15 protein-coding genes are annotated in these 14,274 nt (G+C 65.1%); 9 read left to right on the plus strand and 6 right to left on the minus strand.

All coding sequences use genetic code 11. The features are described from left to right. Window positions 1-81: 81 nt before the first annotated feature. The 5 genes from E3T25_RS07470 to E3T25_RS07490 form a co-directional block, all read right to left on the minus strand. A complete protein-coding gene (locus E3T25_RS07470; protein WP_241980716.1) occupies window positions 82-1,536 on the minus strand; it encodes a M1 family metallopeptidase in 1,455 nt (484 codons plus the stop codon). Between the two features lie 523 nt (window positions 1,537-2,059). Then, window positions 2,060-2,728, minus strand: a complete 669-nt coding sequence (locus E3T25_RS07475) for a GAP family protein (RefSeq protein WP_104101668.1) — start codon at window positions 2,726-2,728, stop codon at window positions 2,060-2,062. Beyond that, window positions 2,725-3,258 carry a TetR/AcrR family transcriptional regulator gene (locus tag E3T25_RS07480; RefSeq protein ID WP_134373421.1) on the minus strand — a complete coding sequence of 178 codons (534 nt, stop codon included), beginning with the start codon at window positions 3,256-3,258 and terminating at the stop codon, window positions 2,725-2,727. Before E3T25_RS07480 ends, E3T25_RS07475 begins: the two co-directional genes overlap by 4 nt. Window positions 3,259-3,468: 210 nt before the next feature. Further along, a complete protein-coding gene (locus E3T25_RS07485) occupies window positions 3,469-4,077 on the minus strand; it encodes a hypothetical protein (protein WP_134373423.1) in 609 nt (202 codons plus the stop codon). Next, window positions 4,064-4,630, minus strand: coding sequence for an RNA polymerase sigma factor (locus E3T25_RS07490; protein WP_104101734.1), 567 nt, complete (start codon window positions 4,628-4,630; stop codon window positions 4,064-4,066). The genes E3T25_RS07485 and E3T25_RS07490 overlap by 14 nt, the downstream gene beginning before the upstream one ends. A 192-nt stretch (window positions 4,631-4,822) precedes the next feature. On the opposite strand from E3T25_RS07490, the gene E3T25_RS07495 reads away from it, so the two are divergent. Beyond that, a complete protein-coding gene (locus tag E3T25_RS07495; RefSeq protein ID WP_134373425.1) occupies window positions 4,823-5,674 on the plus strand; it encodes a carbonic anhydrase in 852 nt (283 codons plus the stop codon). A 269-nt stretch (window positions 5,675-5,943) separates the two neighbouring features. On the opposite strand, the gene E3T25_RS07500 is transcribed toward E3T25_RS07495, so the two are convergent. Next, a complete protein-coding gene (locus E3T25_RS07500; protein ID WP_134373427.1) occupies window positions 5,944-7,320 on the minus strand; it encodes a serine hydrolase domain-containing protein in 1,377 nt (458 codons plus the stop codon). Window positions 7,321-7,468: 148 nt separating this feature from the next. Here E3T25_RS07500 and E3T25_RS07505 point away from each other — a divergent pair, with 148 nt between their 5' ends. The 8 genes from E3T25_RS07505 (at window position 7,469) to E3T25_RS07540 (ending at window position 14,237) form a co-directional block, all read left to right on the plus strand. Continuing rightward, window positions 7,469-8,086, plus strand: coding sequence for a response regulator transcription factor (locus E3T25_RS07505; RefSeq protein ID WP_198412859.1), 618 nt, complete (start codon window positions 7,469-7,471; stop codon window positions 8,084-8,086). Next, entirely contained in the window at window positions 8,083-9,258 is a 1,176-nt protein-coding gene (locus E3T25_RS07510) for a sensor histidine kinase (protein WP_104101655.1), read from the plus strand. Before E3T25_RS07505 ends, E3T25_RS07510 begins: the two co-directional genes overlap by 4 nt. 111 nt (window positions 9,259-9,369) lie before the next feature. Continuing rightward, window positions 9,370-10,020 carry a V-type ATP synthase subunit D gene (locus tag E3T25_RS07515; RefSeq protein WP_166784976.1) on the plus strand — a complete coding sequence of 217 codons (651 nt, stop codon included), beginning with the start codon at window positions 9,370-9,372 and terminating at the stop codon, window positions 10,018-10,020. Further along, complete coding sequence (locus E3T25_RS07520; RefSeq protein WP_104101650.1) at window positions 10,017-10,370, plus strand: hypothetical protein; 354 nt, start codon at window positions 10,017-10,019, stop codon at window positions 10,368-10,370. The genes E3T25_RS07515 and E3T25_RS07520 overlap by 4 nt, the downstream gene beginning before the upstream one ends. 15 nt (window positions 10,371-10,385) lie before the next feature. After that, complete coding sequence (locus E3T25_RS07525; RefSeq protein ID WP_166784977.1) at window positions 10,386-12,308, plus strand: V-type ATP synthase subunit I; 1,923 nt, start codon at window positions 10,386-10,388, stop codon at window positions 12,306-12,308. A gap of 14 nt (window positions 12,309-12,322) precedes the next feature. Further along, window positions 12,323-12,550, plus strand: a complete 228-nt coding sequence (locus tag E3T25_RS07530) for a hypothetical protein (protein WP_198412860.1) — start codon at window positions 12,323-12,325, stop codon at window positions 12,548-12,550. Beyond that, complete coding sequence (locus E3T25_RS07535) at window positions 12,550-13,143, plus strand: V-type ATP synthase subunit E (protein WP_134373432.1); 594 nt, start codon at window positions 12,550-12,552, stop codon at window positions 13,141-13,143. Before E3T25_RS07530 ends, E3T25_RS07535 begins: the two co-directional genes overlap by 1 nt. Continuing rightward, entirely contained in the window at window positions 13,143-14,237 is a 1,095-nt protein-coding gene (locus E3T25_RS07540; RefSeq protein ID WP_134373434.1) for a V-type ATPase subunit, read from the plus strand. The genes E3T25_RS07535 and E3T25_RS07540 overlap by 1 nt, the downstream gene beginning before the upstream one ends. Window positions 14,238-14,274 lie beyond the last annotated feature (37 nt).

The raw sequence follows: 14,274 nt of genomic DNA on the forward strand, positions 1-14,274 counted from the left end.
TGAAGTCAGTCGGGCTCGATTGCTCGGGGCACATCGAGCCGTGAACCTTCGGGTTCTCCTTGCCAGGGACTGCGCTGGTGGCTAGGGCATTGCCGGGCGGTCGCCTTCGCGCAACCAGTCGTCGAAGAAAGTCTGGAGTTGCTGGCCTGAGCTCTCTTCCATTACGGCTTCGAAGTCCGCAGTGGTCGCATTCGAGTCGTCGTACTCAGTCAGCCACAAGCGGGCGCCGGCGAAGAACGCGTCGTCACCGATCTTCGCGCGCAATGCGTACAGGGTGGCCGCGCCTCGCAGATAGACCGGATTCGCAAAGAGGCTGTCGCGACCCGGGTCTGCGATGTTGAGTGCCCAGCCGTCGTTTGCGTCCAGGTATGCCACCGTGTCGGCGAACTGATTGGAAATTGATGCGGTGCCCTGATGTTCTGCCCAGAGCCACTCGATATAGGTCGCCCAGCCTTCGTTCAGCCAGATGTCCTTCCAATCAGCCGGGGTCACAGAGTTGCCGAACCACTGGTGCCCCAGTTCGTGCACCACTGTGTTTTCGTCCGCGACCTCGGAGTACACCGGGCGGGTCTGAGTCTCCAGGGCGTAGTCGACCGAGTCGTCGTCGACAATGGCGCCGAACGACTCGAACGGGTATCGCCCGAATTGGGCCTCCAGAAAGGTGATCATCTGGGGCTGCAGCGCGAGTGCCGCCGCTGTTTCTGCAAGAGGCGCGCCCGTCACTCCATCGTCGATCGCATTGATGATCGGCAGACCGTCCGGACTCACGTCGCGGGACAAGGCGTAGTCGCCTACGCTCGCCGTCGACAGGTAGCTGGACATCGGGTCGGATGCCCGCCACGTCCATGTTGTCCAGCCGGCCTTTGTCTGGGGCGCCCCGGCGGGCAGCCCGTTTGCCACAGCTGTCTTACCGGCCGGCACCGTGATGCGGAACCTGTAAGTTGCCTTGTCTTCCGGGTCGTCGTTCACGGGGTACCAGGTCGCCGCTCCATCGGGCTCGTTGACCACCATCGCGCCATCAGCAGTGGTGACCCACCCGTAAAGGGCCCCGGTGGTGTCTAGTGGCCGCCCGGTGATCCCGCCATATTCAATGACAATGGTCGTCGTCTGTCCTGCTTCGAGCTTCGGCCGCAGCTCAACGGTGAGTTCCCAGTATCGGTTTGCATTGTCCTGCTTCTGTGACCACTCGGCGTTGTCTTTGCCTTGCGCTTTCCCGTGTGCCGCCGCCTTGCCGTCCACCCGGACCGACGAAACGTCGAGGCCGCGTAAGTCGAAGTTAAGCGACTGCAGATCCTGCTTCGCGCGGAGTGTGATGGTCGCGACGCCGCTGAGGCGGCCTGTGAGGACCGTGGGTTCCGTCGGCGGCGTGTAGCGAAGGGCAAGGTCGTAGTGCTGGACGTCGTACCCGCCGTTGCCGGCGTTGGGGAAGTACGCGTCACCGCTTCCGGCCGCGCCGGCCGTAGAGCGCGCCCCGTCCTTCCCAAGGGAGACCTGCGCCGTCTCACTGAATGCGCCAGACGCGACCGTTGTCGGCACGATTGCGACCGCTGGAGCTAACCTCGCCCTGGCGTCGGACGCGTTGGGGGTTACTGCTGTTCCGGTTCCGCAGGCGGCCAAAGCGAACACGGATAACCCCGCGAGTGCGACGGTTGTGAGCCTTCTCAATGAATCCAAGGGACATCCCCTTTGTTGGCAGTGAGGTCGAATATGGACTGGCTGGACTGGAGAAAAGCGTGAAGACGACGGTTAAATTCAGGGAATCCACAACTTAGTGCCCATCTCCGGCAACATCAACCGCGCTCATGGAATTGGCGCAGCAAGCACAGTGCACCCGGCGTCGTTGCTCCCGCGAGTGGATGTCCGTGGGACTGTGACGCGGGCTCTTCGCGTTGGTTGCCTACGTCGGTGAGTATGCGACTTGAGTCGGCGGCCACTTCCATGCGGTTACGGCAATGGCGATGAGAAGTACCACTTCGATGAAGCTACCGAGGAGGTAGTGGACCCATGCGTCGCGAATGGCCAGACAGGATGAAGACCCAGAAAGAAGGGGCGGACGATGTTAGCTGAGAGCCCAGAGAGGCAGAGTCCCGACGAAGAGACCAAGGGTCATGAGCGCGATCGCCGCCGGATGTGACGCTGGGACGTCTCCGGTTCCGAGTCTGTTGGTGATGCGGGCCAGGAGCGCATGGGTTCGTTGGCGAGAGAGCAGGCCGATGACTAGGAGCGTTAGGCAGGGTAGGCAGTAGATGACCGTATACCCGGCCAGCACCAGGAGCGCTTCACCTGTGCTGGCTTGCGCGTCGAGGAGCCTTTCGATAGCGATGAAGTAGGGGAACGCGTTGGGCAGATCGGCGGCCGTGAGTAGTGCGCCAAAAGGGAATGCAGTCCACGGGGTAAACCACGTGGGCAGTTCGATGGGTTTGCGGGGTCGGGTTCGGAAGCGTCGAACGCCAGCGATAACCACCGCGGCTCCCGCTGCTCCGAAGGCGACATAGCGCAGCGCGAGCACAATGCCGCCGACGGCGCCTGCGGCTGCGCTAGCGCCGAGAAACAGTGCTGCACCCGCCACGAACACGGTTGTGGCCGCGCCGAGAATGGTCACCAGTGCCGTTAGTCCGGGCCGACTGGGTGCAACAAGCAGGATGAGTGTGACGGCGACGATGGTCGCAGGATTGAAGGCGTCGAGGGCCGCTAGGCCGGCAATCGCGCCCAGTAGCGCTCCACTCATTGTCTTGACGCACCACCGGGTCGAGGGATCAGGACGTCGAGGAGTGCGTCGAGTTGTGCGGGGGTGGGGGCAGGCTCGATGCCGGCGATCACGTTGGCTGCGAGTCCGTCACCGACGAGGCGGATCACCCGCGCGCGTGTGACGTCGCCCGTTTCCTTCTGAATCATGGCCTCCCACCGAGAGCCGGCTTCCTGCGCGGCGGTAGCGACGTCATCACCCGGCGACTCGACCGCCCGGTGCGCGACCGCTAAAGCTCGGAACAGAGCCACGTCATCACCCGTCGGCACGGAAAGCCTGAGCCAGGCTTCCGCCGCCCGGCCCTCCATCGACGCCGCAAGCATCGCTACGTCGAGCTCCTCCAACGCCCCGATGGCCAAGCCCTGAACAAGAGCCGCGCGCGAAGGAAAATGATGGATCAGTCCGCCCTTCGACACCCCCGCAGCACTCGCGGTGCTGTTCAAGGACGGCACAACACCGCGCTCGAGAGTGAGGTTTCGGGCTGCGCTGAGAATAAGTGACCGACGATCCATGGGACCATCCTAGATGCAAACCGACCGGTCGGTCGGACATCGTTGTTGATCGGCCAGAAGATTATCCCGGCGCAGCAGTGAGTTACTGTCGCATCCGGCAAACTCGTTTTCTTCCGGGGCACGACACAACGGTCTCACTGACCGCCGCGGGGTCCGAAACCAGATGTGACGATTCCGGCACCGGTCCCGTCATCCGCTCGCGGGCGTGGATCAGCCAGGGAACGCTGCGTCGTAGACCGCGCGAAGCTCAGCGCTGTCGGCCCCGGTGACGCCGCAGCCGGTGATCGTTCCATCGACTGCGCCGACGAGGTAGCTCTGGCCGACCACGAAGGGCACGCCCGAGAAGTCGGAGGTCATCGCGTCGACCTGCGTTACCTCCACGCGGTCGGCGACGTCGCCAGCGAAGCGCTCCCTGACCTCCAGCAGAACGGTGTCGCCCTGGATCTGCAGCACCGTCGCGGCGAACGCCTGCTCCTGCGCCGCGACGGTCGCCGGCTCGAGCCTGAGGCAGCTGCCGCTCGCGAGGCCTCCGTCCATGGGAGGCTGCAACGCCTCGACGGTGGGCTCCGGGCCGACGACGACGAGGGGCACGACGATTGCGGCGGCGATGGCGAGGCCGGAGGCGATGCCGACCACCGGCATCCACCGCCGCAAGGCGCGTCGCGGCGCCGTGGGGGTGACGGTCGTGGTGATAGGGGATTGGTCGGTCATGATCTGCTCCATTCTGTGGTCGAGCCATGTCGGCGAGGCAGGGGGCAGCGTGCGGGCCGGATCGGCGGCACGCAGCTGATCGCGCAGCGCACGGTCATCGTCGTGCATCTTCGCTCCCTTCGTCGTACGGTACATGTCCGGTCGGGTCGCCGGATTTCAGTAGCTCCTGCTTGAGGCGAGCCTTCGCACGGTGTAGGCGGATCGCCGCTGCGTTCGCGCTGATGCCGAGCACGACGGCAATCTGCGGGCTTTTCAGCTCGTCCCATGCCCACAGCCGCAGGATCTCCGCGTCGTTTCGACGCAGGCCGGCGAGGGCGGTGGTCACGCGGGCCGTCTTGGCGGCGCCATCGACGGTGGATGCTGCGGGGTTCTCGTCCGCAGCGGCCGGCGGCGGGTCGATGGCAATGATGCGGCCGATGAGACGGATGCGCCGGCGCTCGGCGCGTTGAGCGTTGCTGAGGCACTGTCGAGCGACGACGATCGCCCAGGGAAGTGCGTCGTCGGGCACCTCGTCGAGGCGGCGCCAGCACACCAGCAGAGTGTCGCCGATCACGTCGTCGGCCGTCGCGGCGTCGGTGCGGCGGTGCAGATAGCGGCGCACAGGGTCGACGACGAGCACGGCGAGGTTATGCATCCGCTTCTCGCGATCGGTGTCGGTCACAACTCTCATACTGAGGGATGTCCGGCAGGGGCGTGGGGATTTCAGGCGAGGTGCTTTCGCACTGCAGGAGATCGGCGGTGACCGTAGACCGGGTGCAGCGAGAGGATAATTCGGGAAAGCAGCTCTGTCACAAGAGTGGTCACGCCACATGTTCGGTGTGGCGTTTTTCTATGCCGTTTTCCAGGAGTTCCCATGTCCGCACGACCCTGGCTCATCACCTCAGCTCTCATGGTGGCCGCGATCACCCTTGTCGGCTGCGCCCAGCCCGCGCCGGAGTCGAGCAAGCCACCGGTGGCGGAGCCGGCGGGATGGTCTTGCGACGGCGCGAGCGGACCGGCATCGTGGGCGGAGGTGGACCCCGGCTTCGCGGCCTGCGGCGCGGGCACCGCCCAGTCCCCGATCGACCTGCCCGCGACCATGCCCGCACCGAGCTCGGTCATCCAGCTGAGCGCGGAGGACGCGGAGGCCGATGTGTTCGACACCGGGCACGCGGTGGAGTTCGAGGCCGACGGCGAGGGCGAGACCCTGACTTTCGCCGGCGACGAGTACAGTCTGCAGCAGATGCACGCCCACGTGCCGTCGGAGCACACCGTGAACGGCCAGCCGGCGGCGGCCGAGCTGCACCTGGTGCACGCGGATGCGGCTGGCAATCCACTGGTGCTGGGCATCCTCGTGGCCGAGGGGCAAACATCCGGCGTCCTGGCGCCGTTCATCGACAGGGCCACGCATATGGCTGACGACGAGGACGTGACAATGGATATCGCGGCCGTGCTGCCGCGGACGCTGGACAACTACGAGTACTCGGGCAGTCTGACCACACCGCCGTGCACCGAGGATGTGCAGTGGGTCGTGACGAGCACGCCGATCTCGATGTCGGCGGAGCAGATCGGCACACTTGAAGGCACACAGTCACAACGCACGGCCGGCGCAGCCGCTGGGGGACCGGGATGTGGTTGGCGGATCCGCGAAGCTCGGGATCGAGGGGTAGCGGCCGGGTCGTTCCGGGCCAGCGCGCCGGGGCTTCCGGGCCCCGGAACCCATTAGTGGCGATTGTGGGCAGGCTGAAGTTCGCCACCAGCAAGGCTTCGCTGGAAGGCCTCGCATCTGCCGCCAAAGTCCGATGGAACTCGACACTGCTAGGTTTGCGGCATGGACGAAATTTCAGTCCGCGACGAAATCGTCTATGTCTGTGATCCAGTCCTTCGCGCCTATCTGCGCGGATTAATACCGAACGCCGTGTAGTTGGCCGTGTCTCCTCGCGATCGCCATCATGCGAGGCACGTTCAGGCACGGAACCACGGGGATCTGCACAGCTACCGGCTGACTAGGTGAGTCCGCGGAAGCTCCCCGAACGCGACGCTCTGATCGACATCCAGGGTCAACGCGTCATCCCGAAACTCGAGCGTGTACGTGCGCGAGAACGGCGTGCCCACGTTGTGCGCCCGCACGACCAGAGTGCTGGGGGAGACCCACGCGCCGCTCGCCAGTACCCGGGCATCGGCGGATGCCACCCATTCGCCGTGGCCGAAGGCTAGCCGCTGGCCCACGCCGCCACGGATGATCGTGAGCAGTCCCGGCTCGAAAGTTACCGCGGTCACGTCCGCATCGTCGAAGTCGAAGCGGACGCCCGCCACCCGCGCCGCCGTCTGTGACGTGGGTTCGCCCACGACGGTCGGCAGGGTGAGGCCCGCCAGCTTTCCGGCAAGACCACTCGGTATCTCTGCGAGCGGCTGGTCGGTGAAAGCGGGCAGCAGGTGTTCCCAGACGAGATCGAGCGCGCGCTGCGCGGTCGGGAGCGCCGCAGTCAGCACGACCACGGCATCCGTTTCTGGAAGCACGAGGCAGACCTGACCGAACGCTCCGTCAGCGCGGTAACCGGTCGGCCGGTTCCGCCAGAACTGGTAGCCGTAGCCCTGACGGCCGTCGACGTCGTGCTCGGTGCCCGACGTGTCCACCTGCACCCGGGTGGCCTCGTCGATCCACTCCGCCGGCACGAGTCGCGTGCCGTTCCATTCGCCGCGTTGCAGCAGCAGCTGGCCGAAGGTCGCGAGCTGCTCGGTCGTGAGGGAGAGCCCCCAGCCGCCGGCGTCGATGCCGCGCGGGCAGGACTCCCACGTGGCGCCGATGATGCCGAGCGGGTCGAACAGTCGCGGGGTGAGGTAGTCGAACAGGCGCTCTCCGGTGAGCCGCTGCAGGATCGCCGAGAGCAGGTAGCTCGCGCCGCTGTTGTAGACGTAGTGGGTGCCCGGCGCGAACTCGAGGGGCTGGGCCAGGATGGTGCGCGCCCAGTTGTCACCGTGCGAGTCGTCGGCGAGCGACACCGTGTCGGTGGGATGCCCCGTGGTCATGGTGAGCAGATGGCGCACAGTCAGCGCGGCCAGGTGCGGGTGGATCTGCTTGGGCAGGTCGTCTGGTAGCAGGTCGACGACGAGGTCGTCGAGCGTGAGCCGGCCCTCGCCGATGGCGAGCCCGACGGCGATCGAGGTGAAGCTCTTGCTCACCGAGAACATGAGGTGCGGATGCTGCGCCGCGAAGGGATACCACCAGCCCTCCGCAATGACGCAACCGTGTCGAACGACCATGAGGCTGTGCAGGCTCTCGAGCTGCGCCTCCGCCGCGGCGATGAAATCGAGAATGGCGGCGGAGGAGATTCCCTCGGCCTCGTTGGTGCTGCGGGGGAGCGGGTTCATGGTTCAATTGTGCCGGGTCGAGCAAATGCCGGCACTCGAGTCGTCGCCGGCGGCCACCTTTCGGGTCCGATGCTGTCTGAACCGCCCGATTTCAGCCCACGGAGGCTAAACTTTTTGCATGCGAACCGTAGGTCCTCGAGTTCGAATCGTGGTGGCCGATGATCATCCACTGTTTCGGCGTGCGCTGGAGCAGACGATCAGGGACCAGGGTGATTTTCAGCTTGTCGGCCAGGCCTCGGATGGTGGCGAGGCGATGGAGTTGATACGCGAGCTGGCCCCGAATGTCGCAGTTCTCGATGTCAGAATGCCCGTTTTGGATGGCCTCCAGGTGGTCAATGCTGTGTGTCGCGATGGGCTCTCGACCCGGGTGATCCTCCTTTCGGCCTACGTCGACGGATCAGTGGCCTTTGACGCTGTGGCCGTGGGTGCCAGTGCCTACCTCTCCAAGAGCGTCGATCCACAACTTCTCACGGACACGATCCGCGCCGTGAGCCGGGGCGAGACAGTGCTCGGTTCGGAAGTGCAAGCTTCTCTGGCAGCCGAAATCCGTCTCCGGGGAGCACAGGAGCGCCCCACGCTGTCCAAGCGTGAACTGGAGATCCTCGTGCACGTCGCTGAGGGTCGATCCGCACCGCAGATTGCACAACTCCTCTTTCTGTCCACGCCGACGATCAAGAGTCATCTTCAGGGACTGTACGAGAAGCTCGGGGTCTCGGATCGAGCCGCAGCCGTTGCGGAGGGGATGCGGCGCAGGCTGTTGGAATGACGTCGCGACCCCGGTTGATGTCTCGCCAGAGCGGAGCTTTCGCCGTCATCCGACTGGCTGCGGTGCCGGTATTCCTTCTGGCCGAGCGGCTGGTCGAACATCCCGAGGCCAATCAAGCCCTGTTCACCCCATTGCTGGCGTTGGCGGCCCTTTACGCTGTTGCCGCCATGGTCTCGGAGGTGTGTGGACGGCCGCTCAGCACGCCGGCTGTTCTCGTCGCAGTCGACATTGTCTTGATCGCAGCTCTTGTGGCGACCTCCGGAGGTCCGTTTTCCCAGCTTCGCTACGCATTCTTCCTGTTACCCCTTGGTGCGGCGCTGCTCGTGAGCCCCCGTCTGACGGCCGCGTTCTCGGCGGCTGGATTGTCACTGTATGCCCTCATCGCCGTAACCTATCCGGAATTTGCCCAGGTCCCGAGGGATGCCGTCGGTTTCGAAATCACGCAGATTCTCTTTCTAGCCTGGACCGGCTCCGCTGCAAGCGTTCTGTCGGCGATTCTGGCGCGCCGAACGCGTGAAGTGTCTGAGCTTCTGGCGGTCCGCGGCCGTCTTGTGGCGCAAGCCCTGGATGCGGAAGACCAGGCGCGAAGACTATTGGCGACGTCGCTGCACGACCACGCACTTCAGAATCTTCTCGCCGCCCGCCACCTCCTGGCGTCTGAGGGGCGTGACAATGCAGCTTTGATCGGTGAGGGGCTGGACCGCGGAATCTCTCAAATACGGGAGGCCGTCTTCGACCTCCACCCGTATCTTCTCGAACCAGTCGGACTGCGTGGTGCCATTCACGCCATCGCCGCACGTGCGGGCGATCGCGGGGGATTCGACGCTTCCGTCGAGGTCGAGGCAGCGGCGAGCGGCGTGCACGATCAGTTATTGTTCGCAATCGCCCGCGAGCTGGTCGCCAACTGCGTCAAACACGCTCACGCCACGTCCATGTCGATTTCCATCCGAAGATTGGCCGACACGGTCGAGCTGATCGTGGTCGACGATGGAGTGGGAATCGATTCGAGCGAGGTCGAGCGGGCTCCCTTGAATGGGCATATCGGCCTTGCCTCCAGCGCCGAGCGCGCCGTGGCGATCGGCGGAACCTTCGAATACGGCGCCGGAACAGACGGCCGAGGTACGCGGGTCCGTGTGTGCCTGCCGATGCCGGCGCGTTCCAGAGCGGCCTGATCAGAGCTCTGCACAGTCGATCGGATGACCTCCGATCGGCTCCAGCGTCTACCTGAGGTTTCATCCGGTCGTGTCTCGAGTGGCCGACGTCCACACCGCAAGACTGACTGCATGGAACATGTGAGTGCAACGCGCAGCGAGCTTTTGGCACGACGCGGCCAGATCAAACTCGCCGTGCAGGGCAGGGACCTTCTCAGTGAGAAGCGTGCGGCCCTGATGCGAGAGTTTCAGCGACTCGGGACATCCGTTCTCGAGGCAATGCGCGAGTTCGAGCGCGGCGCGGGAGTCGCTCGCCGGTCGCTGGGAGAGGCCCTGGCTCTTGACGGACCGGAGTATGTCGGATCCGCCGCGATTGCCGCGTCGGCAAGCATCGGTGTTGAGCTCACCGCTCGCTCCGTGGCCGGGGTCCGGATCGCTGAACTGTCCCACGACCCGGTGGCGCGGTCGAGCATGGCCCGCGGTTACGGGCTGCCATTCTCCTCGGCGCGAGTCGATGTCGCCGGCGACGCGTTCGAGCGTCAACTTGACCGGCTCCTGGATCTCGCGGCGGTCGAACTCACTCTGCGTCGCCTGGCCGAAGAGATCGCCAGCACGACCCGGCGCGTGAGCGCACTGGAGAACGTCGTGGTACCCCGACTCGAAGGCGAACGTGACTTCATCGCCCTGGTTCTCGACGAACGCGAGCTGGAGGACCGGGTCCGCCTGATGCGCGCGAAGAGTATGCGGATGAATGAGCCGGACGAAATGGCGGTTGTCGCGTGACCACCCGAGGTGTGCAGAAAATGCCGGGAGCGATCAACGCCATCCGCGACTTGGAGCGTACGCTCTCGGACACCGTGAAGCACCGCGCCTTTGCAGCTGAGAGCCGTCAGGACGCCCGGCGGGAGGCTGATCGCCTCATTGCCGAAGCCCAAGACCGTGGTTCGCGTGCCGCGGAGCGCGCCCGCGAGGAAGTGAGTTCAGCCAGCGAGCTCGAGACCGGGTCGATCCGAGCGGAAGCGGACGCCGAGATCGCTGCACTGCACCTGTGGCTGACCACCGAGCGAGCCGCCCTGCTCGCCGAGATGCGGGCAGTAGCCGCTCCCGAGACTTTCGACCGTTCGGATGCCTAGCCGATGCTGATCCCCATGGCCAAGTTGCAAATCGCGGGCCGTCGCGAAGAACTGAGCGCGGTTCTCGAAGGTATCTACCGTCTCCAGGGCATGCAATTGGTCGACGTTGCCCGCGATCCGGCGCTCGATGTCGATGCCGCCGGTTTGAATGACGCCAACTCCCTCACGCAGGCGCGTCTTGAACTCCTCGTCGCCCGCCTCGACGCACTGCTCTCACTCGTCGGCAGCGATGATCGAGGTGACTCTCGTCTCCGTGGGGACCCGGATCCCGTCAGCGGTGCTGTCGACCTGGCCGACGTCGAGGCCGAGCTCGACCGCATCAGCATTCTGGTACAGGGAGCCGCCCAACATCTTGATTCGCTCACGGATGAGCTGGCGGTGCTGCCCAGGTACCTGCACCCGCTGGAGCAACTGGCGAGACTGGTGCCAGAGCTTGCGGCCCTCCCCGAATACGAGTTACAGAAACTCGGGCTGGACACCGCGGCTCTGGTACTGAATACGTCGGATGACACATTGGTCGACACGTTACGGCGCGAACTGACCGAGGTGTTCGGAGTGCGCTTCGATCTCACCTCGGCCCGGGTCGGCACGGATGCGATCGGCTGTTTGCTCGTCTTCTCACACAGCGACAGCGCACGCCTGCACGCCCTCCTGGGGCAGGAACACGTTCGGCACCTGCCCCTCCCAAGCGCCTACTCCGGGCAGTCTCTCTTCGGAGCTCTGGCAGGGATGCGTACGCGGCTGGATGCCCTTCCGCGGGAGCTCGCTGACGCGCATCAGGTGCTGGAGGAGCTCATCGGCCCGCACGTGGAGGCATGGCACGTCACGCTTGCGGGCGCTCGCGCGGAACTCGAACAACTCGCCGCCGCCGCCAGGGCCGGGGTAACCGACCGCGCATTCGCCGTCGTCGGCTGGGTTCCGCGCCCACACGTGGCTCGTTTCCACGAGGCACTCGCCGCTCTCTCGATGGGTCCGCTCGCAATCGAGGAACTACCTCACGACGAACGTGCCCACAGCACACCGGTGCTGATGAAGGAGCGCCGGGTGGCGCGCCCGTTCGGACTTCTGACCCGCTTTTTGGACAACCCCCGTGCCGCCAGTCTGGACCCCACCGGGCTGATGGCGCTTTTCCTGCCGTTGATGTTCGGCGTGATGGTCGGCGATGTGGTGTACGGCACGGCTCTTCTTCTCGTCGGCCTCTGGGCTCGCCGGAAATTTGGCAGGATTTCCCCCGGTATCGCCGACTTGTGCAGCGTTCTGGTGTTCGGTGCGATCTGGGCGATCATCTTCGGTTTCCTCTTCGGAGAGGCTTTGGGCAATCTCGGTAAAAACCTCTTCGGTGACTTCTCGCTGTGGTTCTACCGCGGCGACGCAAACGCATTGCAGCCGCTCCTGCTGTTCGCACTGGCGATCGGGGCTGCGCACGTACTGCTCGGCGTTGTCCTCGGCATGTGGCAATCGTGGCGGGACCGCGCGCACCGTCACCTTCTCGATCGGGTGGGAACGTTCGCTTTCCTGTGCGGGATGTTGGGTCTGGCCGGTTTTGCGGCAGGCGCCCTGCCGCCGGGATTCATGTCGCCGGCAATAGCCCTGACCGTGGTCGGCCTGGTCCTCGTGATGTCGCTCCACGGCACTCTCGGGCTGATGATGGCGCCGCTGGAGCTGCTCGGCGCGATTGGGAACATCCTCTCCTATCTGCGGCTGGCCGCCGTCGGCCTTGCGTCGGTATACCTCGCCATCGTCGCCAACGAGCTCGCCACCGTGGGCCCGCTCTGGCTCGGCATCATCGTCGCGACGTTCTTTCACGTACTCAACCTCGCTCTCGCAGGTTTCAGCCCCATGATCCAAGCGCTACGACTTCATTACGTCGAGTTCTTCTCGAAGTTCTTTATTGGCGGCGGTCAAGCCTTCATCCCGTTCGGAAAATCACACTCATAACCCAGGAGAAAAAAATGGACATTGGAATCGGACTCATCGCAATCGGCGCGGCCCTCGCAGTAGGCATCTCGGCGCTGGCAACCGGGCTGGCTCAAGCCCGAATCGGCGCGGCAGCCATGGGTGCCATCGCCGAGAAGCCGGAACTCGCCGGCAGGGCCATTCTGCTGGTCGCGATCCCGGAGACCCTGGTCATCCTTGGTTTCGCCGTGGCTGCTATGGCGATCCTCCTGCTGCCGGCCTGATGCCGCTCACAGACCTGCTTCAGGCCATCCAGGCCGAAGCCGACGACGAGATCGCGGCGGACCTGCGAGCGCTGCGAGCTGAGGCGGACGCCACGGTCGCTGAGGCTTCCATCAGGGCGCACGCGCTTGAGCGTGAGCTCGAACTGCGGGCCACGGCCGAATCCCAGGTCGATGCCGGCCGGCGAATAGCAGCCGCCCGTCTTGCCGCCGTCCGCCAAGTCCGTCTTGCTCGCGAAGAGGCCTATCTCGCGCTGCGGGCGGACCTCGCGGAGGAATTGAGGTCAGCCCGGCACTCACCGGCGTACCCGCGGCTATTGGGCGAGCTCATCCAGGGTGCGATCGCGGCACTCCCTGGCACCGTGCTGATCCGGGTGGATCCCCGCGATGCGATCACTGCTCAGGAGCTGCTGGCGAGCACCGTTCCCCCCGTGACGCTTGAAGCGTCACTATCGACCTGGGGTGGGATCCACGCGGTCGATCCCGATGGCCGCACTGTGATCAACACTCTGGAACAGCGCCTGGTCGATGCCGAACCCTGCCTTCGGATGCTCTATGCACGAACCATCGTCACTGCGGGAAGCGAAAGCAGCTGATGGCGATCCTGCGGGTGCGTCCCCGCTTCGAGTACGGAAACACCCGGCTCCGGGTCCGGCGGCTTGATCGCATGGGGGAGAAGCAGCTCTCCGAACTGATGGGACGCGACGTCGACGGCCTTCTGGGTGCGCTCGCCTCGACGGCGCTCCGAGCCGAGGCCGAAGCTGCACTTGCCCGCGGCGGCGGCGTGCGGCTTTTGAACGCCGCACTTCGAGGGCACGAAGCCCGCGAACTCGAGTCGATGCGCGGGTTCTACAGTGAAACTGCGCTACACCTGGTCGACCTCCTGCTGGCCCGATTCGACTTACACAATCTGCTCGTGCTGCTGCGTGGTGCTCTGCGAAGCGCAGACGAAGAGCAGGTGCTCGACGAGATCATCCCCGTGGGCGCCTTCACCGACCTCCTGGTCCGTGAAATGGTTCGCCAACACGAGCCGGCTGCTGTTGTCTCGCTGCTGGCGGGCTGGGAGCTGCCCGACGTCGTCACAGCGCGCGCCACCGTGGACGCCTTTGCCACCTACGAACGTGATGGCAACCTCGGCCAATTTGAGAGCACAATCACTGCAGCCCACACGGGATGGGTTGTCGGCGAACTTGATGACCTTGGCAGAGAGGCCGTCGACCTCCGCGCCTCGCTTGCGCGCAGCGTCGACGAAACCAACGTGATCGCGCTGCTGCGACTTCGTTCCGCACTGTCCCGTCGCGAAATGTCCAAGCTGCCCGACGTCGCACCCTGGCTACCCGGTGGCGGAATCGTCACCTCCACACTGGAATCGGCGTTGAGGCAGGCCGAAGACACCGAGGCTGCTGCACTTCTTTCCGCGTCGGCCCGCTACCTTGACAGCCCGCTTGAGGCCTGGTCGCGCGACGGCGACGTCGCGAGGACTCAGCGCGCTTTGGAGCAGCAGCGGGTGCTGAACGAGATCTCGCTGTTTCGCCGCGGAGATCCCTCGGGTATCGCCATTCCGATCGCTTACGTCGCCGAGTTGGCACTGGAGACGCGGAATCTCCGGGTGTTGGCCCAGGGCGCTGCTCTGGGGACTTCTCCGGGTGACCTCGATGGGCAGCTTCTCTTGCCGAAGGCCCGACGATGATGAGCGTGACAGCGGATGCGCGTTCTCGCTTGCTGGT

Source organism: Cryobacterium sandaracinum (assembly GCF_004403415.1).
Lineage (GTDB): Bacteria > Actinomycetota > Actinomycetes > Actinomycetales > Microbacteriaceae > Cryobacterium > Cryobacterium sandaracinum.

What these genes read in the sequence shown, in the direction of transcription:
- E3T25_RS07475 (WP_104101668.1), bottom strand. Translation starts at nt 2,728, where the DNA reads ATGAGTGGAGCGCTACTGGGCGCGATTGCCGGCCTAGCGGCCCTCGAC.
- E3T25_RS07480 (WP_134373421.1), bottom strand. Translation starts at nt 3,258, where the DNA reads ATGGATCGTCGGTCACTTATTCTCAGCGCAGCCCGAAACCTCACTCTC.
- E3T25_RS07485 (WP_134373423.1), bottom strand. Translation starts at nt 4,077, where the DNA reads ATGCACGACGATGACCGTGCGCTGCGCGATCAGCTGCGTGCCGCCGAT.
- E3T25_RS07495 (WP_134373425.1), top strand. Translation starts at nt 4,823, where the DNA reads ATGTCCGCACGACCCTGGCTCATCACCTCAGCTCTCATGGTGGCCGCG.
- E3T25_RS07500 (WP_134373427.1), bottom strand. Translation starts at nt 7,320, where the DNA reads ATGAACCCGCTCCCCCGCAGCACCAACGAGGCCGAGGGAATCTCCTCC.
- E3T25_RS07510 (WP_104101655.1), top strand. Translation starts at nt 8,083, where the DNA reads ATGACGTCGCGACCCCGGTTGATGTCTCGCCAGAGCGGAGCTTTCGCC.
- E3T25_RS07515 (WP_166784976.1), top strand. Translation starts at nt 9,370, where the DNA reads ATGGAACATGTGAGTGCAACGCGCAGCGAGCTTTTGGCACGACGCGGC.
- E3T25_RS07525 (WP_166784977.1), top strand. Translation starts at nt 10,386, where the DNA reads ATGGCCAAGTTGCAAATCGCGGGCCGTCGCGAAGAACTGAGCGCGGTT.
- E3T25_RS07530 (WP_198412860.1), top strand. Translation starts at nt 12,323, where the DNA reads ATGGACATTGGAATCGGACTCATCGCAATCGGCGCGGCCCTCGCAGTA.
- E3T25_RS07535 (WP_134373432.1), top strand. Translation starts at nt 12,550, where the DNA reads ATGCCGCTCACAGACCTGCTTCAGGCCATCCAGGCCGAAGCCGACGAC.
- E3T25_RS07540 (WP_134373434.1), top strand. Translation starts at nt 13,143, where the DNA reads ATGGCGATCCTGCGGGTGCGTCCCCGCTTCGAGTACGGAAACACCCGG.